This is a genomic window from Pseudomonas sp. Pseusp16, assembly GCF_047324915.1.
GTDB classification, from domain to species: Bacteria; Pseudomonadota; Gammaproteobacteria; order Pseudomonadales; family Pseudomonadaceae; genus Aquipseudomonas; species Aquipseudomonas fluorescens_CD.
Genome location: NZ_CP168522.1, coordinates 393,216 through 416,797, shown reverse-complemented (window position 1 = coordinate 416,797; position 23,582 = coordinate 393,216). Strand labels below are relative to the sequence as shown.

The following is a 23,582-nucleotide window of genomic DNA, read 5'->3' as shown; positions in this document are numbered from 1 at the left end:
CGGCACATCCAACCTCTACATCGCCTGACATGCCGCCTTCGCGAGCAAGCCCGCTCCCACAGGGTTTTGTGCTGGTTTCAGTTTGCCGGTTGGAACGGCACAAACTCGGTCACTTCCAGATCGAACCCGGACACCGCCTTGTACGGCACTGGTGAACTCATCAGGCGCATTTTGCGCACGTTCTGGTCGCGCAGGATCTGTGCGCCGATGCCCAGGGTCCTCTGCGGGAATTGCGGTGTACGCAGTTTACCGCCGCTGCGCTGGCGCAACTGTTCGAGCACGCCGTCGGCGGTTTCCTTCTGTGCCAGCAACACCAGTACGCCGCAATCGGCGGCAGCGATACTCGCCAGCGAACGCTCGAGGGTCCACTGTTGCGCCCCGCTCTCGCTTTCACTCCCCAGCACATCACGCAACGTCTCGATGCTTTGCACCCGCACCAGTACCGGTCGGGAGCTGTCGATCCGGCCTTTTACCAGCGCCAGGTGCAACGAGCCTTGATAGGTGTCCTGATAAGTCGTCACCTGGAACTCGCCGTGGCGGGTATGCAACGGATACTCGCCGCCGCGCTCGATCGTGCCTTCATGCAGGATGCGGTAGTGAATCAGATCGGCAATGGTGCCGATCCGCAACCCATGCCGCTGGGCGAACCCATGCAACTCGGGACCACGGGCCAGTTCGCCGTCCTCGTTGAGAATCCCCACCAGGGTTGCCGCCGGTTGCAGGCCCGCCAGACGTGTCAGGTCGCAGGCGGCCTCGACATGCCCGGCCCGCTGCATCACGCCACCGGGCAAGGCCTGCACCGGGAAAATATGCCCCGGTTGCACCAGGTCCGCCGGACCGCTGGCCGGGTCGACCGCCACCTGGATCGACCGCGCCCGGTCCGCCGCCGAAATACCGGTGGACACCCCAGTGGCCGCTTCGATGGAGCGGGTAAACCCCACACCATGTTGCGCCCGGGAGTTGGGCACCATCAGGTCCAGGCCCAGCGCACGGCAGCGCTGTTCGGTCAGGGCCAGGCAAATCAGCCCGCGCGCCTGCACTGCCATGAAGGTGACGGCCTCGGCCCCGGCCTGTTCGGCGGCCATCAGCAACGAGCCTTCGCCATTGTTTTCGTCATCGGTGATCACCACCATCTGACCAGCACCGATGGCTTCGATCAGTTGCGGCACGCTATGGAAAGTCAGGCCGTTCACTTGAGGGCTCCACGCAGATCGGCGCAAGCGTCTGACAACGCTTGCGCGGCTGCTTCGACAAACGGCGCCATGCTGATGAAACCGTGAATCATGCCTTCACAGCGCTGCACTCGCACCGCTACTTCAGCCTCGCGCAGGCACTCGGCCAACGCCTCGCCCTCGTCCCGCAACGGGTCGAACCCGGCAGTGATCAACGTGGTCGGCGGCAAGCCTGCCAGGTTCCCGGCACGCAACGGCGAGGCCAGTGGGTCATCGGCCTGCGCCGAGTCTTGCAGGTACTGCTCCCAGAACCAGCGCATCGCCTTCGCCGACAGCAGATAACTTTCGGCAAATTCCTCGAAGGACTGACTGTCGCAACCCGCATCGGTGACCGGGTAGAACAGGCACTGATAACTGACCTTCGGCCCCTTGCGTTGTGCCGCCAACTGACTGACTGCCAGCGCCAGATTGCCCCCGGCACTGTCGCCGGCCACGGCCAGACGGCTGCCATCAAAACCAAGCTCGGCCGCCTGTTCGACCAACCAGCAAGTCGCCGCATAACAATCGAGCGGTGCTGCCGGGAACTTGTGTTCCGGCGCCAGTCGATAGGCCACCGACACCACCACGGCCTCGGACTGGCGGGCCAGCGAACGGCACAGGTTATCGTGGGTATCGAGATTGCCCATGACAAATCCGCCGCCATGGAAAAACACCAGTAACGGCAGGTTGGGCTCATCCGAGGGCCGATACAGCCGTGCATCCAGCTCGCCGTCCGCGCCGGCCACCCGCAGGTCGCGCACCTCGCTCATCGGATCGCCGGGGATGGCCGGCAGCAGGTTGTCGGAGAACTGCCGGTACAGGGCGGCATCGACCTGGCTGAAATCAGGTTCCGGGATGTCGCGAAACTGCTGGAGTACGCCAGCGATCTGCTTATCGAGCGGCATGGGCATCGTCCTCTACGTCGGCCATTTGAAACTGCGGATTGGTCTCGCCCAGGATGCTTTGTACCCGGCGCTCAAGGGCCGCCTTGAAACCCTTGTGGGGCAGAATCCAGAAGCGTTTTTGCGCGACGGCGGCGAACACTTGCGCGGCCAGTTCAGCCGGGGTCATGCCCTGGCGAATGGTGCTGTCGAGCAGTTGGCTGAAGTCGGATCCGGCAGTGTCCACAACCTGGTTCGACGCCATGATTTCACTGGCCACCGGCCCCGGGCACAGCACCGAAACCGACACCGGCGCACCGAGCATGGCGAGTTCGTAATGCAGGGTTTCCGAGAGCGCGACCACCGCCTGCTTGGTCACGTTGTACGGCGCCATCAACGGACTGCTGACCAGCCCGGCAAGGGACGCGGTGTTGATCACATGGGCTGCCCGGCCCTGACTGAGCAGCAGCGGCACAAAGCAGCGAATACCGTTGATCACGCCGTTGAGGTTGACGTTGAGCATGCGTTGCCATTGCGCCTCGGTGATTTCCCAGCTGAAGCCGGTTTGCATCACGCCGGCGTTGTTGAACAGCAGGTCGACCCCGCCAAAGTGCTCGACAGCCCGGTCACGCAAGCGCTCGACCTGCTGCACATCACCGACATCGGTGACGCAGGCATTCGCTTGCACACCGCGGGCCTTCAATTCGTCGCACAGGGCTTGCAGGCCCGCTGCATCCCGATCCGCCAGCACCAGGCGCATGCCCAGCGTCGCCGCGTGTTCGGCCAGGCCACGGCCAATACCACTGGCGGCCCCGGTAATCACCGCTACCGGCCCTTGTTCATCACTCATCGCCAACTCCTGCCATGGGTCCAATGGCGCCAGTAGAGCGGGCCTGCTTGAAGCAGCCATCGTCCATTCAGACGATGCCCGCTTTTACAGGGCCGGCAGAATCCGTTACATGCGCCAAACCCGTGATCCCTTGGGAGAATAACAAGATGAGTACCCTGCACCGCATCGAAGCCAAACTGCTGGAAGACCGCTACGCCCGAGGCTGGCATTGCCTGGGCCTGGCCGCGCAATACCGCGACGGCAAGGCCCATCGCCTGGAGGTGTTCGGCACCCGTCTGGTGGCGTTCCAGGGTGAAGACGGCGAGCTGCATATTCTTGATGGCTACTGCCCGCACATGGGCGCCGACCTGAGCACCGGTTGCGTTGAAGGCAACTCGATCCGCTGTCCGTTCCACGCCTGGCGCTGGGGCGCCGATGGCGTGTGCGATGACATCCCTTATGCCAAACGCATTCCGCCACGGGCCAAAATCAAAAGCTGGCCGATCATGGAAGAGAACCAGTTGCTGTTCGTCTGGAATGACCCCGAGGGCAACCCGCCGCTGCCGGAACAACGCATTCCGCGCATCGACGCCTGCTTCAACGACGAATGGGCAGCCTGGGAGGTCGCCGAATTGCAGATTGGCACCAACTGCCGCGAACTGATCGACAACATCGCCGATATGGCGCACTTCGGCACCGTGCATGGCGCGCCGGTCGAAGAGTTCATCAACGTTTTCGAAGGCCACCTGGCGACCCAGATCATGCGCGCCCGCAGTGAACGCCTGTCCGGCGACAGCGTGTTGACTACCGAAGCCACCTATTTCGGCCCGGCCTATCAGATCACAGAAATGAACGGTGCCATGAACGGCCAGCCGATCCACTCGATCCTGCTCAATTGCCACGTACCGATTGACCTCGACAGCTTCACCCTGCGCTACGGCGTGCTGGTGAAAAAGATCCCGGGCTTGAGCGAAGAGCAGAACCAGGCGATGGCCAAGGCCTACGTGGCGCAGGCTCAGGCGGCCTTCTACGAAGACGTGGCCATCTGGCACAGCAAGACCCGTGTCGACAATCCGCTGCTGTGTGACGGCGACGGCCCGGTCTATCAGTTGCGCCGTTGGTACGAGCAGTTCTACACCGATGTCCAGGCGCTGTCGGCAGACGTTGCCGAACACAAGAAGTTTGTCGTGCGCGCCAGCGAACGGGTCTGACTCAAGCGGCTTTTCGCCCGCCCCGGGCCTGATCGGCAGCCGCCCGTCAGGCCCTGAGCCCGAGCGTTGCAAGGAGCCGATAACGGCGCTTATTCTCGGCCACCGCCAACGCTAATAATAAAAACGGTTTTCCCCCATGCAGCAGAGCCTCAGTCTCGATACGTTCAGTGATTTGATCGGCAACCTCTATCAGGGTCCGCTGGAAACCATTCCCTGGGCGACTTTTCTCAATCAGCTCAATGTGCATCTGAACAGCAAGTACGTGACCTTCATCCTGCGTCCGCCCAGCGCCCACGTGGACGGCTTGATGGTCAACACCACCGGCACCTCGACCGAGGCGACCGCGTCCTATAACAAGCACTTTTTCAGCCTCGACCCGTTTGTCGACCTGCCCAACCGCCAGGTCGTGACCCTCGCCGAGTTCGTCTCCAACGACGACTGGCAGAACTCCGAGTTCTACAAGAATTTCCTCGAACCGGTGGACGTGTTCCACATCCTCGGTGCCGACATCAACACGGTCGACGGCGCCCAGTGCCGCATTCGCATCAGCCGCGGACGTGACGACAAGCCCTTCGGCAATGAAGAAAAGGCCATGCTCACGCATTTCATTCCGCACCTGGAACGCTCGATCAAGATCCACATGCAGCTCAACCGCATCGAAGCCGAGCGCAATCTGTACGCTGGCGCGGTGAACCAGATGGCGGTCGGCACGATCATCCTCGACGAGTCCGGCAAGGTGCTGCAGACCAACCAGGTTGCCGACCGGCTGATCCAGGAAAAGGACGGCATCAAACTGGTCAACGATGGCCTGCAGGTCGGTACGGCCCGGGATACCCAGGAGTTCCGCCGACTGGTCAAGCAGTCACTGCTGTCGCAAAAGAGCAGCAACCCGTCGGTGGTCGAGGCCCTGCGTGTGCAGCGGCCGTCCGGGAAAGCCGACCTGGGGATCATCGTGCGCTCGGTGCCATTGACGGACTGGAGCGAGGGCAAGCAGTGCCCGACCGTGGTGATTTTCATCAGCGACCCGGAGCAACAGTCCACTGCGCCACAGGAAATCGTTCGCGCGCTGTTTGACTTCACCCCGGCGGAGACCCAGCTGGCGATGCTGTTGGCCAACGGCCTGACCCTCGACGAAGCGTCGGAAGAGCTGGGCATCAGCCGCAACACCTCGCGGGCACACTTGCGCTCAACCTTCTCCAAGACCGGCGTGACCCGCCAGACCATGCTGGTGCGCCTGATCCTGCGCAGCGTGGCGACCCTCGGTTAACCCTCATTGCCCGCCCTCGTCCGCTCGGACGATGGCGGCTCCCGTTGTACAGCGCACAGTGTGTTTATCCCAAACAGGGGACTGCCCCATGCGCAACTGCCCAACCATCCTCAAGACTGAATTGCTGGCGCAAAGCGGCCACTTTCAGATCGAAGCCCTGCACCTGCAATTCAGCAACGGCCAGCAGCGGGTCTACGAACGTCTGCGCGGCACCGGTTATCGCTCGGTGATGCTGGTGGCGATGCCCGATCCTGAGCATGTGCTGCTGGTGCGCGAATACGCGGTCGGTGTGGAAAAAACCATTCTCGGCCTGCCCAAGGGCGGCGCCGAGCCCGATGAAGACTATTTGCAGGCAGCGCAGCGCGAGCTGAGTGAAGAAGTCGGCATGCGCGCCGAACGCCTGACCGAACTGGGCGAACTGACACTGGCACCGGGACACCTGTGCCACCGCTACAAGGTGGTACTGGCCGAACAACTGAGCCCCTGCCAACTGCAAGGCGACGAACCCGAACCCCTGGAATGCCTGCGAGTGCCCCTGGCCCATATCCCCGAACTGGTGGCCCGCGGCGAACTCCATGAAGCCCGGGCCATTGCAGCGTTGTTCATGGCCATGGGCGCCCTCGCCCGACGAACCTGACACCACACAAAACCTGTGGTCACCCAAAAACCACTGTGGGAGCGGGCTCGCCCGCGAAGAGGCCGGCACAGCCAACATCTACCTCGCCTGACACGCCGCCTTCGCGGGCAAGCCCGCTCCCACAGGGGATCTCGGCCAGACGCAAATCCCGGGAACGCCCAACAACCGTGTGGGAGCGGGCTCGCCCGCGAAGAGGCCGGCACAGCCAACATCTACCTCGCCTGACACGCCGCCTTCGCGGGCAAGCCCGCTCCCACAGGGGATCTCGGCCAGACGCAAATCCCGGGAACGCCCAACAACCGTGTGGGAGCGGGCTTGCTCGCGAAGAGGCCGGCACAGCCAACATCTACCTCGCCTGACACGCCGCCTTCGCGAGCAAGTCCGCTCCCACAGGGGATCTCGGCCAGACGCAAATCCCGGGGGCGCTCCCACAAGGGGTCTGCCGGGTTCTCCAGTCATCAACTAGTCCATTCGGACGAAGACGTGCGCCACCCGCCGTCATACCGTATCGCTACAACTACAAAAATCCGTGTCGAGGCTCGCCATGCGAAAAGCCACCTGCGCCCTGTTCATCCTCGTCTGTGCCGGCAGCACCGCCAGTCTGTGTCAATTGTTCAAGAATGAAGCCTACCGACCGAGCGCGGCCTACTTCAGCTGTTCGAGCGCGGCCATCAACTGTTATCCGCCAGTGGTGCGCAATCTGCTGCCTTGAGCGCGGTTCGCAACAGCCATAAAAAAACCACCGAATCATCGGTGGTTTTTTTGTTTCTCCGGGATCAGGTAGGCAGTACACCCCTGGCCCGCGACAGCGTCAGCGCCAGGTCTTCGATCATGTCTTCCTGACCGCCCACCGTGCCACGTCGCCCCAGCTCCACCAGCAGTTCACGAGCGGCAATGCCGTACTTCTGCTCGGCGCGTTTGGCGAACAGCAGGAACGAACTGTAGACCCCGGCGTAACCCAGAGTCAGCGCATCGCGGTCGAGGCGGATCGGCTGGTCCATCATCGGCACCACCAGGTCTTCGGCCACGTCCATGATCCTGTACAGATCCACACCACTGTTGACGCCCATGCGCTCCAGCACCGCAACGAACACTTCCAGCGGCGTATTGCCCGCTCCGGCGCCAAGGCCCGCAACCGATCCGTCGATCCGCGCAGCGCCCGCCTCGATGGCAGCCAGGGAGTTGGCGATGGCCATGCCCATGTTGTGGTGGCCGTGGAAGCCGACTTCGGTCCCGGCATTCAGCCCGGCCCGCAGGGCACCGATTTTTTGCGTCACTTCATCGGGCAGCATGTAGCCGGCCGAGTCGGTGCAATAGATGCAATTGGCGCCGTAGCTTTCCATCAACCGCGCCTGTTCCAGCAGTTTCTCCGGGCTGACCATGTGCGCCATCATCAGGAAGCCGACGGTGTCCAGGCCCATCTTCGCCGACATGCCGATGTGCTGGCCGGACACGTCCGCTTCGGTGCAGTGAGTGGCCACGCGAATGGTCGACACGCCGTGTTCGTGGGCCATCTTCAGATGGTCGAGGGTGCCGATCCCCGGCAACAACAGGGCCGAGACCCTGGCCTGTTTCATCTGCGGGATCACCGCGGCGAAATACTCCTCGTCGCTATGGGCCGGGAAACCATAGTTCAGCGACGCACCGCCCAGGCCATCGCCATGGGTGATTTCGATCAGCGGCACGCCCGCGGCATCGAGGCCGGTGGCCACCGAGACCATTTGTTCGATACTGATCTGATGCTGTTTGGCGTGCATGCCGTCGCGCAGACTCATGTCGTGCAGGCGCACGCTCTTACCTTGCAAATTCATGGCAATTCTCCACTCAGCGTACGGGCAGTTGCAGGGTGCCCTTGTGGGCTTCTTCGGCGAACATCTCGGCCGTGCGCAAACCGGCGGCGGTCATGATGTCGAGGTTGCCGGCGGACTTGGGCAGGAAATCGCCGAGGCCTTCGACCTCGATGAAAATCGACACCTTGCGCCCGTCGAACACCGGTCCGTTGATCAGCTTGTAGCCGGGCACATAGCGCTGCACTTCGCGGACCATCTCCAGCACCGAGGTGCGGATTGCATCCTGGTTCGGCTCGTCATCGGTCAGGCAGTGGATGGTGTCGCGCATCATCAGCGGCGGCTCGGCCGGGTTGATCACGATGATCGCCTTGCCGCGTCGCGCACCGCCGATCTTCTCCACCGCCCCGGCCGTGGTGCGGGTGAACTCGTCGATGTTCTGCCGCGTGCCCGGGCCAACCGAACCGGAGGACACCGTGGCAACGATTTCGCCGTAGCTCACCGGTTGCACCCGCGACACCGCCGCCACCATCGGGATGGTCGCCTGGCCACCGCAAGTGACCATGTTGACGTTCATCGCCAGGCTCGACGCGTGCTCCTTGAGGTTGACCGGCGGCACGCAGTACGGGCCGATGGCAGCCGGCGTGAGGTCGATCATGATCACCCCGAGCTCGTTGAGCTTGCGGCTGTTTTCCGCATGCACGTAGGCCGAAGTGGCATCGAAGGCAATACGAATGTCATCGTCGAGGACGTGGGGCAGCAGCCCGTCGACACCGTCAGCAGTGGTCTTCACGCCCATTTCGCGAGCGCGCTTGAGGCCCTCCGATTGCGGGTCGACGCCGACCATCCATACAGGCTCGATCCATTCCGACCGGCACATTTTCATCAGCAGGTCAGTGCCGATATTGCCCGGGCCGATAATGGCCGCTCTGAGTTTTTTGCTCATTGGGTCAAACTCCAAAAGTCAGGCGCAGAAAGACACCCGGGCACTGCCCAGGCCATCGATGGTCAATTCAAAACGGTCGCCGGCACGGGCCGGTTCCAGCGGTACCAGGGAGCCGGACAGGATGATTTCCCCGGCCTTGAACGGAATGCCGAAGGCGCCCAGGGTGTTGGCCAGCCAGGCCACGGCGGTCAGCGGATTGCCCTGCACCGCCGAACCCAGGCCTTCACTCAGGGGCTGGCCATTCTTGAACACGCGCATGCGCAGGTTGGGCAGGTCCAGCTCACGGGGATCGACCTTGCTGTCGCCCAGCACGAACACGCCGCAGGAGGCGTTGTCGGCCACGGTGTCCTGGATGCGGATGCGCCACTCGTGAATCCGCGAGTCGACGATCTCGAAGCACGGCATCACGTACTCTGTGGCGTCCATCACGTCGGCTTCGGTGATACCCGGGCCGACCAGATCATGTTTGAGCTTGAAGGCGATCTCGCCCTCGGCGCGGGGCTGGATCAGCTTGTTGGCGGCCAGGGAAATCTGCGCGTCGTCATCGAACGCCATCTGCCGCGTGATGAAGCCGAAATCCGGCTGATGCACGTTGAGCATCTGCTGGACCGCCGCCGAAGTCACGCCGATCTTCTTGCCAACGATCTGGTCACCGGCCGCCACTCGACGTTCAATGGCGTACAGGGAAATGTGATAGGCGTCTTCAATGCTGATCGACGGCCAACGCTCGGTCAGCGGCGCCAGGGTGGAGCCGCTGAGCAGCGCCTGATAAAGCTCTTCGCCGAACTCACGGCGCAATTGCACGCTCATCGACGGGCCTCCTGAAGAAAGGCCAGGCACTGGCGGTTGAACAGATCACGATGCTCGACCTGAACCCAATGCCCGCACTCGCTGAGCATCACGAAACGGATGCCAGAGCAGTTTTCAAGCATGGTCAGGGCACCGGAGGACGGGCAGAACTTGTCGTTCATGCCCCAGAAACCGAGGATCGGACACTGCAGCTCGCCCAGGCGCGCGGTCATGTTCGGCACCTGCATGGTCGACAGCACACACACCGGTTGTTGTTGCACCACAGCTACCCGCTCGTTGACCGTCTCGTCGCTGATCAGGCTTTCATCAAACAGTTGCAGGGCCAACAGACGACGCATGCCTGCCGCATCGTTCAGCTCACCCTTGGCGAAGGCCGCGCCCATTTTCTGGATGCCTTCCATTTGCAGGTAATACTGTTCCTTTTCCATCAGGCCACCGGGCGCCATCAGCACCAGGCGACTGACACGCTGCGGTTGGTCGAGGGCCAGTTTGATCGCGATCGCGCCGCCCAGGGAGTTGCCGACCAGCACGCAACGCTGGATATCCAGGGCGTCGAGCAGACCGCTCAACGCGGCAACGAAGAAGTCCAGGGTGTAGAGGGTGTCGGGTTTGTCCGAAACGCCGTAGCCCGGCAAATCCGGGACGATCACCCGATAGCCGGCTTCGGCGAACACCGGGTAGTTCTGCTTGAAGTTGCTGTGACCGCTGGCGCCCGGCCCGCTGCCATGAATAAACATCACCGGCTCGCCGCTGCCGGTGTCTTTGTAGTGCAGCTGCAAACCATCCGGCAGCGTAACGAAGTGCCCTTGCGCTGAAGCGCCCATAAGGTGTCCTCCCGGCCTGTTGTTGTCGCCGGATTATTCCGAGGGCCCGGACAATCAACATCGTCCGACAGGACTACGCACCTGCACTGTGTAGGAGCGAGCTCGCTCGCGATGGACCTGAGAACACCGCGGGGTGCCAGGCATCCAGCGTCATCGTTGACGACCATCGCGAGCAAGCTCGCTCCTACACAGACAATCTCTAGTCCCTTTGGACGTTGGCCTGCCGGGGTTGCAGACCTAGCATCGGTTAAATTTCCGAGCGACTGAATGAGGCCCCCCATGCTTGATCCGATGGACTTTCGCGGCAAAGTGGTACTGGTCACCGGCGGCGGCAAAGGCGTCGGACGCGGCATCAGCCAGCGCTTCCTCGAGTGCGGTGCCGACGTGGTGATCTGCGGTCGCGAAGCCCCGCCGACCTTGCCTGCCAGTAGCGGGCGCGAGGCGTTGTTCGTGGCCTGTGACCTGCGCGACGTCGAGCAATCGGCAGGCCTGATCACGCAGATCGTCCAGCGCTTCGGCCGCCTCGATGTGCTGGTCAACAACGCCGGCGGCTCACCGAATGCCGATGCCGCAACGGCCTCGCCGCGTTTCAGCGAAGCGATCATCCGCCTGAACCTGATCGCGCCACTGAACCTGTGCCAGCAAGCCAACCAGGTGATGCAAGCCCAGGCCGACGGCGGCGCAATCATCAACATCTGCAGCGTCAGCGCCACCCGCCCTTCCCCTGGCACTGCTGCCTATGGCGCGGCCAAGGCCGGACTGCTGAACCTGACCACCTCGCTGGCGGTGGAATGGGCGCCCAAGGTGCGGGTCAACGCCGTGACCGCCGGGCTGATTCTCACCGAGCAGGCGGCCATGCACTATGGTGACGACGCGGGCATTGCCCGGGTGGCGGCGACCATTCCCCTGCAACGCCTGGCAAACCCTGAAGATATTGGCGATGCCTGTTTGTACCTGGCCTCGAATCTGGCCCGTTACGTCAGTGGCGCGGATATCGCAGTACATGGCGCAGGTGAACGCCCGGCGTTTCTCGATGCAGCCCAATCCCATTCATAAAAGGAGCTGCCACATGCCCGCAATTACCCGCCACAGTGTCCTGCTTGACCTGTCCCCCCAAGCGGTGTGGGCCAAACTGCGCGACCTGAGCCTTGCACCGCACTATGTACCTGGACTGACCGGTTGCCAGTTTCATCCCGGCGCACAGGAAGGCGTCGGCGCCAGTCGCCGGGTGCTGCGCAAGGGTGGCCAGTATCTGGATGAAAGCGTGGTGCAGTGGCAGGAAGGCACGGGGTTCATGCTGCGGTTGCACAAAGGCGGCAATGACTCGCCCTTTCCGTTTCGCGAGGCGAGTTTCAGTTATGCCTTGCAAGCCGAAGGCGACGCGACCCGCATCACCCTGCAAATGAGTTACCGCCTGCGCGGTGGCAGGTTGGCGGAATGGTTGCTGGCCAAGGCTTTCAACAAGGTGGTGAAGCAGATTGCCGAGAACCTGAAGGCCTTTTACGAAACCGGCCGCACGCAGAATCCGGATTTGGCTGTCAGCACATCCAACATCAATGTTGCCTGACACACCGCCTTCGCGAGCAAGCCCGCTCCCACAGGGGGGAAATGCCGGGGTGAGCATAAAAACTGTGGGAGCTGGCTTGCCAGCGAAGAGGCCGGCACATCCAGCATCAATGTTGCCTGACACGCCGCCTTCGCGAGCAAGCCCGCTCCCACAGGGGGAAATGCCGGGGTGAGCATAAAAACTGTGGGAGCTGGCTTGCCAGCGAAGAGGCCGGCACATCCAGCATCAATGTTGCCTGACACGCCGCCTTCGCGGGCAAGCCCGCTCCCACAGGGGGAAATGCCGGGGTGAGCATAAAAACTGTGGGAGCTGGCTTGCCAGCGAAGAGGCCGGCACATCCAGCATCAATGTTGCCTGACACGCCGCCTTCGCGGGCAAGCCCGCTCCCACTTTTTTTATGCTCACCCCGGCAATTACCCCTGTGGGAGCTGGCTTGCCAGCGAAGAGGCCGGCACATCCAGCATCAATGTTGCCTGACACGCCGCCTTCGCGGGCAAGCCCGCTCCCACAGGGGGAAATGCCGGGGTGAGCATAAAAACTGTGGGAGCTGGCTTGCCAGCGAAGAGGCCGGCACATCCAGCATCAATGTTGCCTGACACGCCGCCTTCGCGGGCAAGCCCGCTCCCACAGGGGGAAATGCCGGGGTGAGCATAAAAACTGTGGGAGCTGGCTTGCCAGCGAAGAGGCCGGCACATCCAGCATCAATGTTGCCTGACACGCCGCCTTCGCGGGCAAGCCCGCTCCCACAGGGGCAGCCTCTGGAGTGAGCTGCCCTCAGGAACGCACCACTTGCGAGTGAGCGGTAAAACGGGTGGCGACGATCTTCCATTGTCCGGCGATACGCCGGTAACGGTCCTGATAGAACCCACCCAACTGCCGCGTCGCCCCGCTCTCGCCATCCAGATTGAAATACCACAGGGCCCAACGGCCCTGGGCCTGATCCTCGCCAAGCACCTCGATTTCCGGGTTGGCGCCGTGGTGCAGGTCGATGACCCGTTCGTGGCAGGCCAGTTCGCGGTACAGCGCGACAAAACTGTCGCGCTCACGAAAGATCCCCAAAGGACCGTAATCGATCAGCACTTCACCTTCGGCAAAGCAGTCGGCAATCACCTCGACCTGCTTGAGATCGCAGGCATTGAGGTAGCGATGCTTGAGCTGGCGGATGTCCTCCAGCGCTTCCAGGCGGGCGATCCGCTGCTCCAGGTTCACGCGGCACCTCGCGGAGTCACGTTGACCTCACTCCAGAAGGCTTTCATCGAGCGGATCTGGCCGTCGGCATTGAACTCCATCACGTCGATCACATGCAGCGAGCACGGTTGCCCACCCCACTCCATGTCGACCCGGAATGGCATTGCGCCGTAACCGTTGAGCGTCGCGCGAACCGGGCCGGTCAGGGTCGCCGAGACTTGCATCGTCCCCAGTCCTTCACGGTAAAAGCGCGCGATGGCGTCGATGCCCTGCAACGGCGCCTGGCCGACCGGGTCTTCAACGCTGGCGTCTTTGGCGTAGAGCGCGAGGATGCCCTCGATGTCGCCGGCATCCACCAGCTCCACATAACGCGCCATGCTCTCTTGCACCTGCTGTGCGCTGATCATTCAGACCACCTCGAACAGGGCTGCGGCGCCCATGCCGCCACCGATGCACATGCTCACCACCACATAGCGCAAACCGCGTCGCTGGCCTTCGACCAACGCGTGGCCGACCATCCGCGCCCCGGACATGCCGAACGGATGGCCGATGGAAATCGCCCCGCCGTTGACGTTCAGGCGCTCGGCGGGAATGCCCAGGGTTTCGCGGCAATACAGCACCTGACAGGCGAACGCTTCGTTCAACTCCCAGAGGCCGATGTGCTCCATGGTCAGGCCGTGGCGTTTGAGCAGCTTGGGAATGGCGTAGATCGGGCCGATGCCCATCTCGTCGGAGTTGCAGCCGGCGACGGCCATGCCGCGATAGATCCCCAGCGGTTCCAGGCCGCGTTTCTCGGCCAGTTTGGCGCTCATCAACACCGAGGCCGACGCACCGTCGGACAACTGCGAGGCATTACCGGCAGTGATGAAACGCCCCTTGTCGCTCCACTGGCCGCCCGGCCACACCGGCTCCAGCGCTTTCAGGCTCTGGAGGGTGGTGTCGATGCGATTGCACTCGTCGCGCAGCAAGGTGACGGACTCATGGCGGGTTTCGCCCGTGGCCTTGTCGACGATCATCTGGCGGCTGGTCAGTGGCGCCAGTTCGCGGTCGAACCGCCCGGCACTCTGCGCCTGGGCGGTACGCAGCTGGCTCTGGTAGCTGTATTCGTCCTGCTCGTCGCGGGAGATGCCATAGCGCGCGGAGACGATCTCGGCGGTTTCGATCATCGGTATGTAGGCGTGCGGGTCCAGCTCGATCACCGAACCCGACTGGTTGCGATACAGGTTCTTGTGCTTGTTCTGCACCAGGGAAATCGACTCCAGGCCACCGGCCACGGCGATGTCGATTTCGTCGCACATGATGCCTTTGGCGGCCATGGCGATACTCATCAGGCCCGACGAGCATTGGCGCTCGACAGCCATCCCGGCAACCGATGCCGGCAAGCCACCGGCAATCGCGCACAGGCGCCCCAGGTTATAGGACTGCGTACCCTGTTGCGCCGCGGCGCCGATGATCACGTCGTCCACTTCGCCCGGCTCGATGCCGGCGCGGCGCACGGCTTCGCGCACCACGTGGCCGCCCAGTTGCGGCGCTTCGGTGTCATTGAACGCACCGCGAAAGGCTTTGCCGATCGGAGTACGGGCGGTCGAAACGATGACGGCTTCTTTCATGCTCAATTCCTCGAAATTCTGCTGGCCGGTTTACGCCGGGTAATAGCGGCTGATGGTGTCGACCACGCAGCCGGGGCGGTCCTCGCCGTCGATCTCGACGCTGACGCGGATGGTCGCCTGTACGCCGCCCTTCACTTCCTCGACCGCGATCAGTTGCGCACTGCCGCGCACCCGCGAGCCGACGCGCACCACCGCGGGGAAACGCACTCGCTCGCAGCCGTAATTGACGCCCATGGCCAGGCCACGGACTTCGACGATCTGCGGCAAGAACAGGTTGACCAGCGACAGGCTCAGGTAGCCATGGGCAATGCAGGCGCCAAACGGGCCGCTGGCGGCCTTGACCGGATCGACGTGAATCCACTGGTGATCGCCAGTGGCGTCAGCGAACCGGTCGATGCGGTCCTGCTCCAGCAACAGCCAGTCACTGGCGCCGAGCGATTCACCCACGGCGTCGAACAAGGCCATCGGCGTGTCGAAAATACGTGGCATGGTCACGCCCTCTGGCTGGACACCGACAACACTTCGCCGGTCATGTAGGAGCTGTAGTCGCTGGCCAGGAACATCATCACGTTGGCCACTTCCCAGACTTCGGCGGCGCGGCCGAACGCTTCGTTGGCGGCCAGTTGATCGAGCACCGCCTGAGGCGCGGATTTGCGCAGGAAATCGTGCAGGGCAATGCTCGGGCTGACCGCATTGATGCGGATGCCGTAGTCAGCCGCCTCGACCGCTGCGCAGCGGGTCAATGCCATGACGCCGGCCTTGGCGGCGGCGTAATGCGATTGCTCTTTCTGCGCGCGCCAGCCCAGCACCGACGCGTTGTTGACGATGACCCCGGCACGCCGCGCCATCATCTTCGGCAGCATGGCGCGGGTCATGCGCATGGTGCCGGTGAGCGTCACATCGAGCACCCGGTTCCACTCCTCGTCGCCCATCTCCACCAGCAAGCGCGAGCCGCCAAGACCGGCGTTGTTGATCAGCACATCGACGCCTTGCAGGTCACGTTCGGCGCAGGCAATCAGTTGTTGCACCTGGGCTTCGTCGGCGACGTTGCAGACCTGGCCGAAGACCTGTTGCAACCCGGTGGTTTCACGAATCTTCAGCACCGCCTCGGCCAACCGGCCTTCATGGATATCGCTGATCATCAGTGCGCGACAACCTTCCTCGGCAGCGCGCACAGCGGCGGAAAAACCGATCCCGGCACCCGCCGCTGCGGTGATCAGCACCGACTTGCCGCGCAGCAGGCCGCGACCTTCAACATATTGAGGTACAGACATGAACTCTCTCCTTTCAGGCGCGCGGACGCGGCTCTTTGGGCATGCCCAGGGCACGCTCGGCGATGATGTTGCGCTGGATTTCGTTGCTGCCGCCGTAGAGGGTGTCGGCGCGGCTGAACAGGTACAGCGACTGCAAACGGGTCAGTTGGTAAGGCGCGGCTTCGAGCAATTCCGCTTCGGCGCCAAGGACGTCCATCGCCAACTTGCCGAGGCTGGCATGCCAGGTCGACCAGAACAGCTTGTAGATGGTCGCCTCCTTGCGCAGCGAACCGTCCTGGCTGCCCGAGAGCATGCGCAGCGAGTTGTAGCGCATGATCCGCAGCCCGCTCCAGGCCTCGGCCAGGCGCTGGCGCAGGATCGGATCGCGGTCTGCGCCATTGGACTTGGCGATGGCGATGATTTCGTTGAGTTCGTTCTGAAACTGCATCTGCTGGCCGAGGGTCGAGACACCTCGCTCAAAACCGAGCAGCGCCATGGCGATCTTCCAGCCGTCACCCGGCGCGCCGATGATGTTGGTGGCGTCGGTGCGGGCATCGTCGAAGAACACTTCGTTGAATTCCGAGGTGCCGGTCAGTTGTTCGATGGGCCGCACGGTGATTTGTACCTGGGCCATTGGCACCAGCAGGAATGACAGACCGCGATGGCCGACGCTGCCCGGTTCGGTGCGGGCGATGACAAAACACCAATCCGATTCGTGGGCCAGGGACGTCCAGACTTTTTGCCCGTTGATCACCCAGTTTCCGCTCGCCTCATCCAGCGTCGCGCGGGTCTTGACGTTGGCTAGGTCGGAACCGGCCCCCGGCTCGGAATAGCCCTGGCACCAGAAGGACGTACCGCTGACGATCCCCGGCAGAAAGCGCCGTTGCTGTTCGACTGTGCCGAACGCGGCAATGGTCGGCCCGGCCAGCCCTTCGCCGATGTGCCCCATGCGACCGGGACCACCGGCGCGGGCGTACTCTTCGTGGAATATCACTTGCCGGGTGATCGACAAACCACGCCCGCCGTGCTCCGGCGCCCAGCCGACGCAGGTCCAGCCACCCTCGGCGAGTTTGCGCTCCCAGGCTTTGCGCTCTTCGGGAAACATGTGCTCATCGCCCGGACCGCCACGAAAACGCAGGGGCTCGAATTCGCCGCAGAGGTTGGCGCTCATCCAGTCGGCGACTTCCCGACGGAAGTGCTCGTCCTGCTCGCTGAAACTGATTTTCATGGCTGCTCTCCAAGAATGACCGCGGCAATCCGCTCGCGATGCCAGGCCGGTAGCCCGAGGAAACTCTCGCTGGCGCGGGCGCGCTTGAAGTAGAGGTGCGGGTCGTACTCCCAGGTGAAGCCGACACCGCCGTGCAACTGGATCGACTCGGATGCGCAGGCGAAATAGGTTTCAGAGCACTGCGCCTTGGCCAGCGCCGCTGCCAGCGGCAGTTCTGCCGCGACCTGCGGATCACCCTGCGGATCGAGGGCTTCCTGGGCCACGCACGCGGCGTAATAACTGGCCGAACGCGCGCACTCGACCTGCAGCATCATGTCGGCGGCGCGGTGTTTGAGGGCCTGAAAACTGGCGATCGGGCGACCGAATTGCTGGCGTTCCTGCATGTAGGCCACGCTGAGGTCGAGCACCTGCTGCGCGCCGCCGGTCTGCTCGGCAGCCAGGCCGATGCAGGCCAGTTGCAAAACTCGCTCAAGGTGCGACCAGCCGTTACCGAGCTCACCCAGTAGGCAGTCGGCTTCAAGGTATAGGCCGTTGAGCTGGATCCGCGCCTGGCGCCGGGTCTGGTCCATGGTCGGCAGCATTTGCCGCTCGATACCGGCCCGCTCGGCGCTCACGGCAAACAGGCTGATGCCCGCCTCGCCGGTCGAACCGGGTTGCCGCGCAGCGATGACCAGAAGGTCAGCACCGTGCCCGTCGAGCACATGCTTGAGGGTGCCGTCGAGAACGAACCCGTCGCCCTCCACCACCGCCGTGGCCTGGACATCGTCGGCCGACCAGCCGTTGGCACTGCTGAACGCCAGGGTCGCGGTCACGCTGCCGTCGGCGATCGACGGTAACCAACGCTGCTTCTGTTGATCATTGGCGGCCAGCAACAGCGCAGGCGTGGCCATGCAGGCGGTGGCGAAAAACGGCGAACACAGCAGACGCCGCCCCATCTGTTCCAGCAGGATCGTCAGTTCGACAAAGCCGAGGCCGAGGCCACCAAAGGTTTCGGGGATATGAATGGCTGGCCAGTACATTTCCTGGCACAGACGCTGCCAGAGGGCTTCGTCAAAACCCCGTTCGCTGGCCATTGCCGCGCGCACGGCGGCAGAATCCGAGACATCGGCGAGGAAGCCCTCGGCCGATGCGCGGATCATTTCCTGTTCGTCGCTGAATGCAAACTCCATCGCGGCGCCTTCTGCTCGTGTGGCGGGGCGTGCGTGACGCAACGCCCCTTTGAGCTTGAAGTTTGGCGCCGGCCGGACGTGGCAGAATCGTTAGCCCTGCCTAGTCCGAACGGGTGATGTGCTGGCGTGTGTGTTCGGCCGGGACGCCGATCAGCGGCAGTCGCCCCCCATGCGCACGAGCAGCGCTGAACGGTCCGGTTTCAGGTACGGGTTGATTTCACCGACCTGGCATGACGCCAGGTTCTGCAATTGCGGCGCGAGGGGTTCTTGCACAAACAGCAGCCCCGCCGGACGGGACTCGGACTGCAACTGCGCCACCGTCAGCGGCGTCACTGGCCGGCCCATGTAATAGACCAGACGGATATCCGGCTCACCGAGGGTATAAGCCTTCTGCCCCCGCTGCCCATCGGCCAGCGTGGCAACCTGCTCAAGACCACCGACCCGGTGCGACAACACCCGCGCCTCGACGAACATGTAGAACACCACAAACCCGGCCAGCATCACGTAGGGCACAACGGCCAGGACCGTGCGCCAGCGCCCCTTGAGGTCATCGAGCACCGCCGACCAGTGCATCGCCAGCAGCAGCGCCATCGACGGATAAACCGGCAACAGGTACTTGCCGTGCTTTTCAGTGAACAGGGAGAACACCAGCAGCGGCAACAGGCTGCAGCACAGCAGCATGGCAGCCTCGCGGCGCGAGCGGATCATCGCCCAGAACTTGCGCGGCTGTACGAACACGATCAGCCAGAACGGGAAGAAATCACCGGCCAGGTACAGCAGATACGCGTACCAGGCCTCGGCGCCCTGCCCGTCGATCTTCTTCACGATGTCTTCGCTGATGATCGATGCCCAGATCCCCCAGCCCTGATTCACCGACACCGCCACGTACCAGGAACTGCCCAGCACCACGGCAATCAGCCAGCCCCAACCGTCGCACAGATAAGCCTTGGCCCGGGCATCACGGTAGATCAAGGCGTAGGCCAGGATCGGCGCCGTCACCCACAACAGGCAAACCGGTCCTTTGGTCAGCAGCGCGCAACCCAACAGCACATAGCTCAACCGACTCCAGAAGACCCGACCTTGCTGGAAGATGAACTGCCAGGCCGCCAGCAGTGCTCCGAAGCACAGCAGGGTCAACAGCATCTCGATTTCCGAGCGCCGTGCGAACAGGCTGAAGGCACCGTTCGCGGCCAGGAACACCACGGCGAACAAACCAACCTGCCGCCCCGCCTGCCGAACGCCGTACAGATAGGTGCCAACACAGCACAAGGCGGCGGCCAGCGCCGAAGGCAGACGCACGCTCCACTCGGACAAGCTGCCCAGCACCGCCGTTGAAACCAGGCCCGCCCAATAGAAAAACGGCGGCTTGGACAGGTACAAGTCACCGTTCATGTAAGGCAGCAGCCAACTGCCCGCCTCGCGCATTTCGCGCACGGTAACGGCGCGGCGGGCCTCGTTGACACTGAGGAACGGCACGCTGCCCAGCCCCCAGAAAAACAGCAACGCCATCGCGATGGCTACGAGCAACGTAATATTTCGGGTCGATAACGATCCGCGCATGACCTACTCCTTCAGGCTTCTGCTTTTGGCGATCAATTGCAGGTTGCGAAAATACACGATGGAGCCGAACGCCTGCCCGGCGATGAACACCGGGTCTTCGCGGTAAATGGCGTAGGCGAGCAGCAAGGTGCTGCCGACGATGCTCAGGTACCAGAAGCTCACCGGGATCACGCTGCGTTTCTTGTACTCGCTGTACAGCCACTGCAGGACAAAGCGCCCGGTAAAGGCGATCTGCCCCGCAAAACCGACGATCAACCACAAGGCTTCGCGGGAGAGGTTCATCCTTCGATCTCCTGGGCAATGGTGTTCAGCCGCGTGCGCTTGATCAGCCACCAGACCCCGAACAAATCGAGAATGCCGACCAGCGCGCGGTCGATGTTGCCGTATTTCGACACCCCGGCCGTGCGCGGCCGGTGGTTGACCGGGTGCACGATCATGCGCCCGTTATGGCGCTGGATCAGTGCCGGAATATAGCGATGCATGTGGTCGAAGTACGGCAGGCGCAGGAACGCCGCGCGCTCGATCAGCTTCAGGCCGCAACCGGTGTCCGGGGTGGCGTCCTTGAGCAGGCGCCGGCGCAGGTTGTTGGCGAAACGCGAGGCGTAGCGTTTGCTCGCGGTGTCGCGGCGATTGACCCGGTGCCCGGCAACCAGTTGCACATCGACCTGGCCCGGTTCGCCGCGCACCAGCGCGAGCATGCCGGGAATGTCCGCCGGATCGTTCTGGCCGTCGCCATCGAGGGTCGCCAGCCATTGCCCACGGGCCTCGCGCGCCGCGTGGTACAGCGAGGTGCTCTGCCCCAGCGAACGCTCGTGATGGAGGATGCGCAGGGTGTCCAGGCCGTCGTGGCGCATCTGCCGCAATTCCTGCAGGGTCGAATCGGTGCTGCCATCGTCGACCACGATGATTTCGTAAGCCTCATCGGCCAGTGCCACGCGGATTTCCTCAAGCAATGGCTTGAGGTTGTTCGCTTCGTTCTTGGCGGGAATCAGTACGGATACAAAAATGTCTTGGCTCATGGAGTCACTCTCGCCTTTATTGGATTTCTTTATCAGAGGCGAATGAAGGTGTAGTACACCGGCCGACTCGATGCAGGGTTCAGCTGTTCAGGGCGATGACGCCAACAATACCTCGCCCTTTGGACGCACTCGCGCGCGACCCCGCATACGGTGCCCGGCCAATTGTAAAAATGGCGTTAATATTTCATACACTTTTTGTCATCATTGCTCTGATGACGCAGCGAATTCTGTTGCGATTGGCGCCTGCCCATCTAAAGTGCACCCACGCAAGTGAAAAACATGAATCGGGTAAGGACGCAGAACCATGAGCGCTGAGCAAGAGACGACTTTCGATGAGCCCCGGCTCAATACCACGGAAATCCGCATCCTGGGCTCGTTGATCGAGAAACAGGCCACCAGCCCGGAAACCTATCCCCTGACCCTCAATGCCCTGGTGATTGCCTGCAACCAGAAAACCAGCCGCGAGCCGGTGATGAACCTCACACAAGGCCAGGTCGGCCAGAGCCTGCGCGCCCTCGAAGGACGCGGCTTCGCCAAACTGGTGATGGGCAGCCGCGCCGACCGCTGGGAGCACAAGGTCGACAAGGCCCTGGAACTGGTGCCGGCGCAGGTCATCCTGACCGGGCTGATGTTCCTGCGCGGCCCGCAGACCGTCAATGAACTGCTGACCCGCAGCGGCCGCATGCATGAATTCGAAGATGCCGAACAGGTTGTGCATCAACTCGAACGCCTGATTGCCCGCGGCCTGGCCGTGCTGATTGCGCGTCAGGCCGGTCAGCGCGAAGACCGCTATACCCACGCCTTGGGCGACCCGGCGGATATCGAGGCGATCATGGCGGCACGGAACAACCCGGCCGAGCGTGGCAGTGGCGGGGTTTCGGTTGAACGGATCGAAGAACTGGAAGCGCGGATTGCGGCGCTGGAAGAGCGTTTGGCGCGACTGGAATAATCCCGCTACAGAGATCCCAATGTGGGAGCGGGCTTGCTCGCGAAAGCGGATTGCCAGTCACACCAATTCTGAATGTGCCGACGCTTTCGCGAGCAAGCCCGCTCCCACAGTGGATCGTGGACTCACCGACAATTGTGATGGACACAAAACCTGTAGGAGCGAGCCTGCTCGCGAAAAACGTCCAGACGACGCGTTCATTCAGACAGCCCGCGTTATCGTTGACGTCCATCGCGAGCAAGCTCGCTCCTACAGTGGTTTGACGGTGCCTGTGGTTACTCGCCGTCCCAGTAATCCACCCCATCGGCCTGGCGGGCCACCGCCACAAAACCCGAGGCATTACCTTCGGCATCCACCTTGAAGTCGTCCATCACAGCGTATTTGCCGGAATCGGGGTATTCACAGATCTCCGGTGATTGCTGGGTGCTGACGGCCAGGTAGCGCAACTCGCCGTTGCTGGTGTTGATGATCTGGTGCGCCTTTTCAGGCCCGCCCGGTGGGCAGGCGATCACATCACCGGCGCGGATTGGAAAACGTTCCGATCCCAGGCGGACTTGCCCTTGCCCGGCCACGACATAGAACATTTCCTCATTGACCCGATGACTGTGAAACGGGCTGCCGCGCATGCCTGGCTCCAGCACATACAAGCGATAACCAAGCTTTTGCGCCCCCAGTTGCTGGCCGACACGGGCCAGGCGCTGTTGATAGCGACCGGCGGTTTCACCCGTCGGCGCAAACGCTTCGGGCAACGGTTCAAGCTCGACCGAATCCAGATTGAGAATGGGCGGATGCATGGAACCTCCTAGCTGCGGGCAAACGCGACTGCCTTGTGGAATTGCTCGTCTGTCGGCCGTACACCGGTATAGAGCACAAATTGCTCCAGTGCCTGGATCGCGATCACTTCCAGGCCGGTAATGACCCGTTTTCCTTCGGCACGAGCACGCACGATCAACGGCGTTTCCGAGGGAATCGCCACCACATCGAACACAGTTTCCGCTTTTTCGATCACATCAGCTTCAAAGGCCAGTTGATCGGCCTCCGGTCCTCCCGTCATGCCGATCGGGGTGACGTTGACCAGCATCTGCGGGCGACGATTGCCCAGCTCGGCTTGCCACTCATACCCCAACGACTGTGCCAGCGCCTGCCCGGCGCGCTCGTTGCGGGCCACGATCAGGCCGCGTTCATACCCGCCATCGCGCAGGGCGCTTGCCACGGCCTTGGCCATGCCGCCGCTGCCGCGCAAGGCAAAGGTCGAGTCCTTGGGCACCTGGTGCTTTTCCAGCAATTGGGCGACGGCGATGTAATCGGTGTTGTAGGCCTTGAGATGGCCGTCGGTGTTGACGATGGTGTTGATCGATTGAATGGCGGCGGCAGACGCGTCGAGTTCATCGACCAGGGCAATGCTGGCTTCCTTGAACGGCATCGACACGCCACAGCCACGAATCCGCAGGGCGCGAATGCCGGAAACGGCACCCGGCAGGTCCTGACTGGCAAAGGCCTTGTAGTAAAAATTCAGACCCAGCTGTTCATACAGATGATTATGAAAACGCAGACCAAAGTTCCCGGGACGCCCTGAAAGGGACATGCACAGCTGGGTGTCTTTGTTGGGGTTCATCTGCATGGGGAAGCTCCTTCAAAT

Annotated in this window: 26 protein-coding genes; 7 read left to right on the top strand and 19 right to left on the bottom strand. The window is 62.7% G+C overall.

The features are described from left to right. Positions 1-77 precede the first annotated feature (77 nt). Genes ACEN8Q_RS01775 through ACEN8Q_RS01765 form a run of 3 tightly spaced genes read right to left on the bottom strand, consistent with a single transcriptional unit; the run spans position 78 to position 2,942 of the window. Complete coding sequence (locus ACEN8Q_RS01775; protein WP_413704400.1) at positions 78-1,193, bottom strand: 3,4-dihydroxy-2-butanone-4-phosphate synthase; 1,116 nt, start codon at positions 1,191-1,193, stop codon at positions 78-80. Next, a complete protein-coding gene (locus ACEN8Q_RS01770; protein WP_413704399.1) occupies positions 1,190-2,116 on the bottom strand; it encodes an alpha/beta hydrolase in 927 nt (308 codons plus the stop codon). The genes ACEN8Q_RS01775 and ACEN8Q_RS01770 overlap by 4 nt, the downstream gene beginning before the upstream one ends. After that, positions 2,103-2,942, bottom strand: coding sequence for an SDR family NAD(P)-dependent oxidoreductase (locus ACEN8Q_RS01765; protein ID WP_413704398.1), 840 nt, complete (start codon positions 2,940-2,942; stop codon positions 2,103-2,105). The genes ACEN8Q_RS01770 and ACEN8Q_RS01765 overlap by 14 nt, the downstream gene beginning before the upstream one ends. Before the next feature lie 146 nt (positions 2,943-3,088). Here ACEN8Q_RS01765 and ACEN8Q_RS01760 point away from each other — a divergent pair, with 146 nt between their 5' ends. From ACEN8Q_RS01760 to ACEN8Q_RS01745, 4 genes are all read left to right on the top strand, one after another. Continuing rightward, positions 3,089-4,132: a Rieske 2Fe-2S domain-containing protein gene (locus ACEN8Q_RS01760; RefSeq protein WP_413428510.1), complete on the top strand. Its 1,044-nt coding sequence runs from the start codon at positions 3,089-3,091 to the stop codon at positions 4,130-4,132. Positions 4,133-4,268: 136 nt separating this feature from the next. Then, positions 4,269-5,399 carry a helix-turn-helix transcriptional regulator gene (locus ACEN8Q_RS01755; protein ID WP_095967425.1) on the top strand — a complete coding sequence of 377 codons (1,131 nt, stop codon included), beginning with the start codon at positions 4,269-4,271 and terminating at the stop codon, positions 5,397-5,399. 88 nt (positions 5,400-5,487) lie between these two features. Beyond that, the gene (nudE, locus tag ACEN8Q_RS01750; protein ID WP_413428511.1) at positions 5,488-6,036 is read left to right on the top strand and encodes an ADP compounds hydrolase NudE; all 549 of its coding nucleotides are present in this window, start codon (positions 5,488-5,490) and stop codon (positions 6,034-6,036) included. Positions 6,037-6,580: 544 nt separating this feature from the next. After that, on the top strand, positions 6,581-6,748 hold the full coding sequence (locus tag ACEN8Q_RS01745; protein WP_413428512.1) for a hypothetical protein: 168 nt from the start codon (positions 6,581-6,583) through the stop codon (positions 6,746-6,748). A gap of 64 nt (positions 6,749-6,812) precedes the next feature. Here ACEN8Q_RS01745 and dmpG read toward each other — a convergent pair whose 3' ends face one another. From dmpG to ACEN8Q_RS01725, 4 genes are read right to left on the bottom strand one after another with little or no spacing between them, the layout of a single operon-like run. Continuing rightward, complete coding sequence (gene dmpG / locus ACEN8Q_RS01740; RefSeq protein WP_413428513.1) at positions 6,813-7,847, bottom strand: 4-hydroxy-2-oxovalerate aldolase; 1,035 nt, start codon at positions 7,845-7,847, stop codon at positions 6,813-6,815. Positions 7,848-7,860: 13 nt separating this feature from the next. Then, entirely contained in the window at positions 7,861-8,769 is a 909-nt protein-coding gene (locus ACEN8Q_RS01735) for an acetaldehyde dehydrogenase (acetylating) (protein ID WP_413428514.1), read from the bottom strand. Positions 8,770-8,787: 18 nt separating this feature from the next. Further along, positions 8,788-9,579, bottom strand: a complete 792-nt coding sequence (locus ACEN8Q_RS01730) for a fumarylacetoacetate hydrolase family protein (RefSeq protein WP_413428515.1) — start codon at positions 9,577-9,579, stop codon at positions 8,788-8,790. Then, positions 9,576-10,403: an alpha/beta fold hydrolase gene (locus ACEN8Q_RS01725; protein WP_413704397.1), complete on the bottom strand. Its 828-nt coding sequence runs from the start codon at positions 10,401-10,403 to the stop codon at positions 9,576-9,578. The genes ACEN8Q_RS01730 and ACEN8Q_RS01725 overlap by 4 nt, the downstream gene beginning before the upstream one ends. A gap of 279 nt (positions 10,404-10,682) precedes the next feature. Between ACEN8Q_RS01725 and ACEN8Q_RS01720 the strand changes: the two genes are divergently transcribed. Beyond that, a complete protein-coding gene (locus ACEN8Q_RS01720; protein WP_413428517.1) occupies positions 10,683-11,459 on the top strand; it encodes an SDR family oxidoreductase in 777 nt (258 codons plus the stop codon). Positions 11,460-11,472: 13 nt separating this feature from the next. Further along, on the top strand, positions 11,473-11,970 hold the full coding sequence (locus ACEN8Q_RS01715) for an SRPBCC family protein (protein ID WP_413428518.1): 498 nt from the start codon (positions 11,473-11,475) through the stop codon (positions 11,968-11,970). A 774-nt stretch (positions 11,971-12,744) separates the two neighbouring features. Here the strand turns inward: ACEN8Q_RS01715 and ACEN8Q_RS01710 are convergent. The 10 genes from ACEN8Q_RS01710 to ACEN8Q_RS01665 all read right to left on the bottom strand — a co-directional run bounded on the left by ACEN8Q_RS01710 (position 12,745) and on the right by ACEN8Q_RS01665 (position 20,997). Next, on the bottom strand, positions 12,745-13,179 hold the full coding sequence (locus ACEN8Q_RS01710; protein ID WP_413428737.1) for a nuclear transport factor 2 family protein: 435 nt from the start codon (positions 13,177-13,179) through the stop codon (positions 12,745-12,747). Continuing rightward, positions 13,176-13,565 carry a steroid Delta-isomerase gene (locus ACEN8Q_RS01705; RefSeq protein WP_413428738.1) on the bottom strand — a complete coding sequence of 130 codons (390 nt, stop codon included), beginning with the start codon at positions 13,563-13,565 and terminating at the stop codon, positions 13,176-13,178. The genes ACEN8Q_RS01710 and ACEN8Q_RS01705 overlap by 4 nt, the downstream gene beginning before the upstream one ends. Continuing rightward, the gene (locus ACEN8Q_RS01700) at positions 13,566-14,768 is read right to left on the bottom strand and encodes an acetyl-CoA C-acyltransferase (RefSeq protein WP_413704396.1); all 1,203 of its coding nucleotides are present in this window, start codon (positions 14,766-14,768) and stop codon (positions 13,566-13,568) included. 30 nt (positions 14,769-14,798) lie between these two features. Further along, positions 14,799-15,257: a MaoC family dehydratase gene (locus ACEN8Q_RS01695; RefSeq protein WP_413428740.1), complete on the bottom strand. Its 459-nt coding sequence runs from the start codon at positions 15,255-15,257 to the stop codon at positions 14,799-14,801. Positions 15,258-15,259: 2 nt separating this feature from the next. Continuing rightward, positions 15,260-16,042, bottom strand: coding sequence for an SDR family oxidoreductase (locus tag ACEN8Q_RS01690; RefSeq protein WP_413428741.1), 783 nt, complete (start codon positions 16,040-16,042; stop codon positions 15,260-15,262). A 13-nt stretch (positions 16,043-16,055) separates the two neighbouring features. Further along, positions 16,056-17,249 (bottom strand): acyl-CoA dehydrogenase family protein, encoded by a 1,194-nt coding sequence (locus ACEN8Q_RS01685; RefSeq protein ID WP_413428742.1) that lies wholly within the window; start codon positions 17,247-17,249, stop codon positions 16,056-16,058. After that, positions 17,246-18,418, bottom strand: coding sequence for an acyl-CoA dehydrogenase family protein (locus ACEN8Q_RS01680; RefSeq protein ID WP_413428743.1), 1,173 nt, complete (start codon positions 18,416-18,418; stop codon positions 17,246-17,248). Before ACEN8Q_RS01680 ends, ACEN8Q_RS01685 begins: the two co-directional genes overlap by 4 nt. 150 nt (positions 18,419-18,568) lie before the next feature. Further along, positions 18,569-19,978, bottom strand: coding sequence for an ArnT family glycosyltransferase (locus ACEN8Q_RS01675; RefSeq protein ID WP_413428744.1), 1,410 nt, complete (start codon positions 19,976-19,978; stop codon positions 18,569-18,571). A 3-nt stretch (positions 19,979-19,981) separates the two neighbouring features. After that, positions 19,982-20,260, bottom strand: coding sequence for a lipid-A-disaccharide synthase N-terminal domain-containing protein (locus ACEN8Q_RS01670; protein WP_413428745.1), 279 nt, complete (start codon positions 20,258-20,260; stop codon positions 19,982-19,984). Beyond that, on the bottom strand, positions 20,257-20,997 hold the full coding sequence (locus ACEN8Q_RS01665) for a glycosyltransferase family 2 protein (protein ID WP_322616459.1): 741 nt from the start codon (positions 20,995-20,997) through the stop codon (positions 20,257-20,259). The genes ACEN8Q_RS01670 and ACEN8Q_RS01665 overlap by 4 nt, the downstream gene beginning before the upstream one ends. Before the next feature lie 304 nt (positions 20,998-21,301). Between ACEN8Q_RS01665 and ACEN8Q_RS01660 the strand changes: the two genes are divergently transcribed. Then, complete coding sequence (locus ACEN8Q_RS01660; RefSeq protein WP_413428924.1) at positions 21,302-21,946, top strand: YceH family protein; 645 nt, start codon at positions 21,302-21,304, stop codon at positions 21,944-21,946. 272 nt (positions 21,947-22,218) lie between these two features. Here ACEN8Q_RS01660 and ACEN8Q_RS01655 read toward each other — a convergent pair whose 3' ends face one another. Continuing rightward, positions 22,219-22,737: a cupin domain-containing protein gene (locus ACEN8Q_RS01655; protein WP_413423098.1), complete on the bottom strand. Its 519-nt coding sequence runs from the start codon at positions 22,735-22,737 to the stop codon at positions 22,219-22,221. 8 nt (positions 22,738-22,745) lie between these two features. Further along, positions 22,746-23,564, bottom strand: coding sequence for a shikimate 5-dehydrogenase (locus ACEN8Q_RS01650; RefSeq protein WP_413704395.1), 819 nt, complete (start codon positions 23,562-23,564; stop codon positions 22,746-22,748). Between the last annotated feature and the right edge of the window lie 18 nt (positions 23,565-23,582).

Coding starts and splice junctions, on each gene's coding strand:
- ACEN8Q_RS01770 (WP_413704399.1), bottom strand. CDS start 2,116: ATGCCGCTCGATAAGCAGATCGCTGGCGTACTCCAGCAGTTTCGCGAC.
- ACEN8Q_RS01765 (WP_413704398.1), bottom strand. CDS start 2,942: ATGAGTGATGAACAAGGGCCGGTAGCGGTGATTACCGGGGCCGCCAGT.
- ACEN8Q_RS01760 (WP_413428510.1), top strand. CDS start 3,089: ATGAGTACCCTGCACCGCATCGAAGCCAAACTGCTGGAAGACCGCTAC.
- ACEN8Q_RS01755 (WP_095967425.1), top strand. CDS start 4,269: ATGCAGCAGAGCCTCAGTCTCGATACGTTCAGTGATTTGATCGGCAAC.
- nudE (WP_413428511.1), top strand. CDS start 5,488: ATGCGCAACTGCCCAACCATCCTCAAGACTGAATTGCTGGCGCAAAGC.
- ACEN8Q_RS01745 (WP_413428512.1), top strand. CDS start 6,581: ATGCGAAAAGCCACCTGCGCCCTGTTCATCCTCGTCTGTGCCGGCAGC.
- dmpG (WP_413428513.1), bottom strand. CDS start 7,847: ATGAATTTGCAAGGTAAGAGCGTGCGCCTGCACGACATGAGTCTGCGC.
- ACEN8Q_RS01735 (WP_413428514.1), bottom strand. CDS start 8,769: ATGAGCAAAAAACTCAGAGCGGCCATTATCGGCCCGGGCAATATCGGC.
- ACEN8Q_RS01730 (WP_413428515.1), bottom strand. CDS start 9,579: ATGAGCGTGCAATTGCGCCGTGAGTTCGGCGAAGAGCTTTATCAGGCG.
- ACEN8Q_RS01725 (WP_413704397.1), bottom strand. CDS start 10,403: ATGGGCGCTTCAGCGCAAGGGCACTTCGTTACGCTGCCGGATGGTTTG.
- ACEN8Q_RS01720 (WP_413428517.1), top strand. CDS start 10,683: ATGCTTGATCCGATGGACTTTCGCGGCAAAGTGGTACTGGTCACCGGC.
- ACEN8Q_RS01715 (WP_413428518.1), top strand. CDS start 11,473: ATGCCCGCAATTACCCGCCACAGTGTCCTGCTTGACCTGTCCCCCCAA.
- ACEN8Q_RS01705 (WP_413428738.1), bottom strand. CDS start 13,565: ATGATCAGCGCACAGCAGGTGCAAGAGAGCATGGCGCGTTATGTGGAG.
- ACEN8Q_RS01700 (WP_413704396.1), bottom strand. CDS start 14,768: ATGAAAGAAGCCGTCATCGTTTCGACCGCCCGTACTCCGATCGGCAAA.
- ACEN8Q_RS01695 (WP_413428740.1), bottom strand. CDS start 15,257: ATGCCACGTATTTTCGACACGCCGATGGCCTTGTTCGACGCCGTGGGT.
- ACEN8Q_RS01690 (WP_413428741.1), bottom strand. CDS start 16,042: ATGTCTGTACCTCAATATGTTGAAGGTCGCGGCCTGCTGCGCGGCAAG.
- ACEN8Q_RS01685 (WP_413428742.1), bottom strand. CDS start 17,249: ATGAAAATCAGTTTCAGCGAGCAGGACGAGCACTTCCGTCGGGAAGTC.
- ACEN8Q_RS01680 (WP_413428743.1), bottom strand. CDS start 18,418: ATGGAGTTTGCATTCAGCGACGAACAGGAAATGATCCGCGCATCGGCC.
- ACEN8Q_RS01675 (WP_413428744.1), bottom strand. CDS start 19,978: ATGCGCGGATCGTTATCGACCCGAAATATTACGTTGCTCGTAGCCATC.
- ACEN8Q_RS01670 (WP_413428745.1), bottom strand. CDS start 20,260: ATGAACCTCTCCCGCGAAGCCTTGTGGTTGATCGTCGGTTTTGCGGGG.
- ACEN8Q_RS01665 (WP_322616459.1), bottom strand. CDS start 20,997: ATGAGCCAAGACATTTTTGTATCCGTACTGATTCCCGCCAAGAACGAA.
- ACEN8Q_RS01660 (WP_413428924.1), top strand. CDS start 21,302: ATGAGCGCTGAGCAAGAGACGACTTTCGATGAGCCCCGGCTCAATACC.
- ACEN8Q_RS01655 (WP_413423098.1), bottom strand. CDS start 22,737: ATGCATCCGCCCATTCTCAATCTGGATTCGGTCGAGCTTGAACCGTTG.
- ACEN8Q_RS01650 (WP_413704395.1), bottom strand. CDS start 23,564: ATGCAGATGAACCCCAACAAAGACACCCAGCTGTGCATGTCCCTTTCA.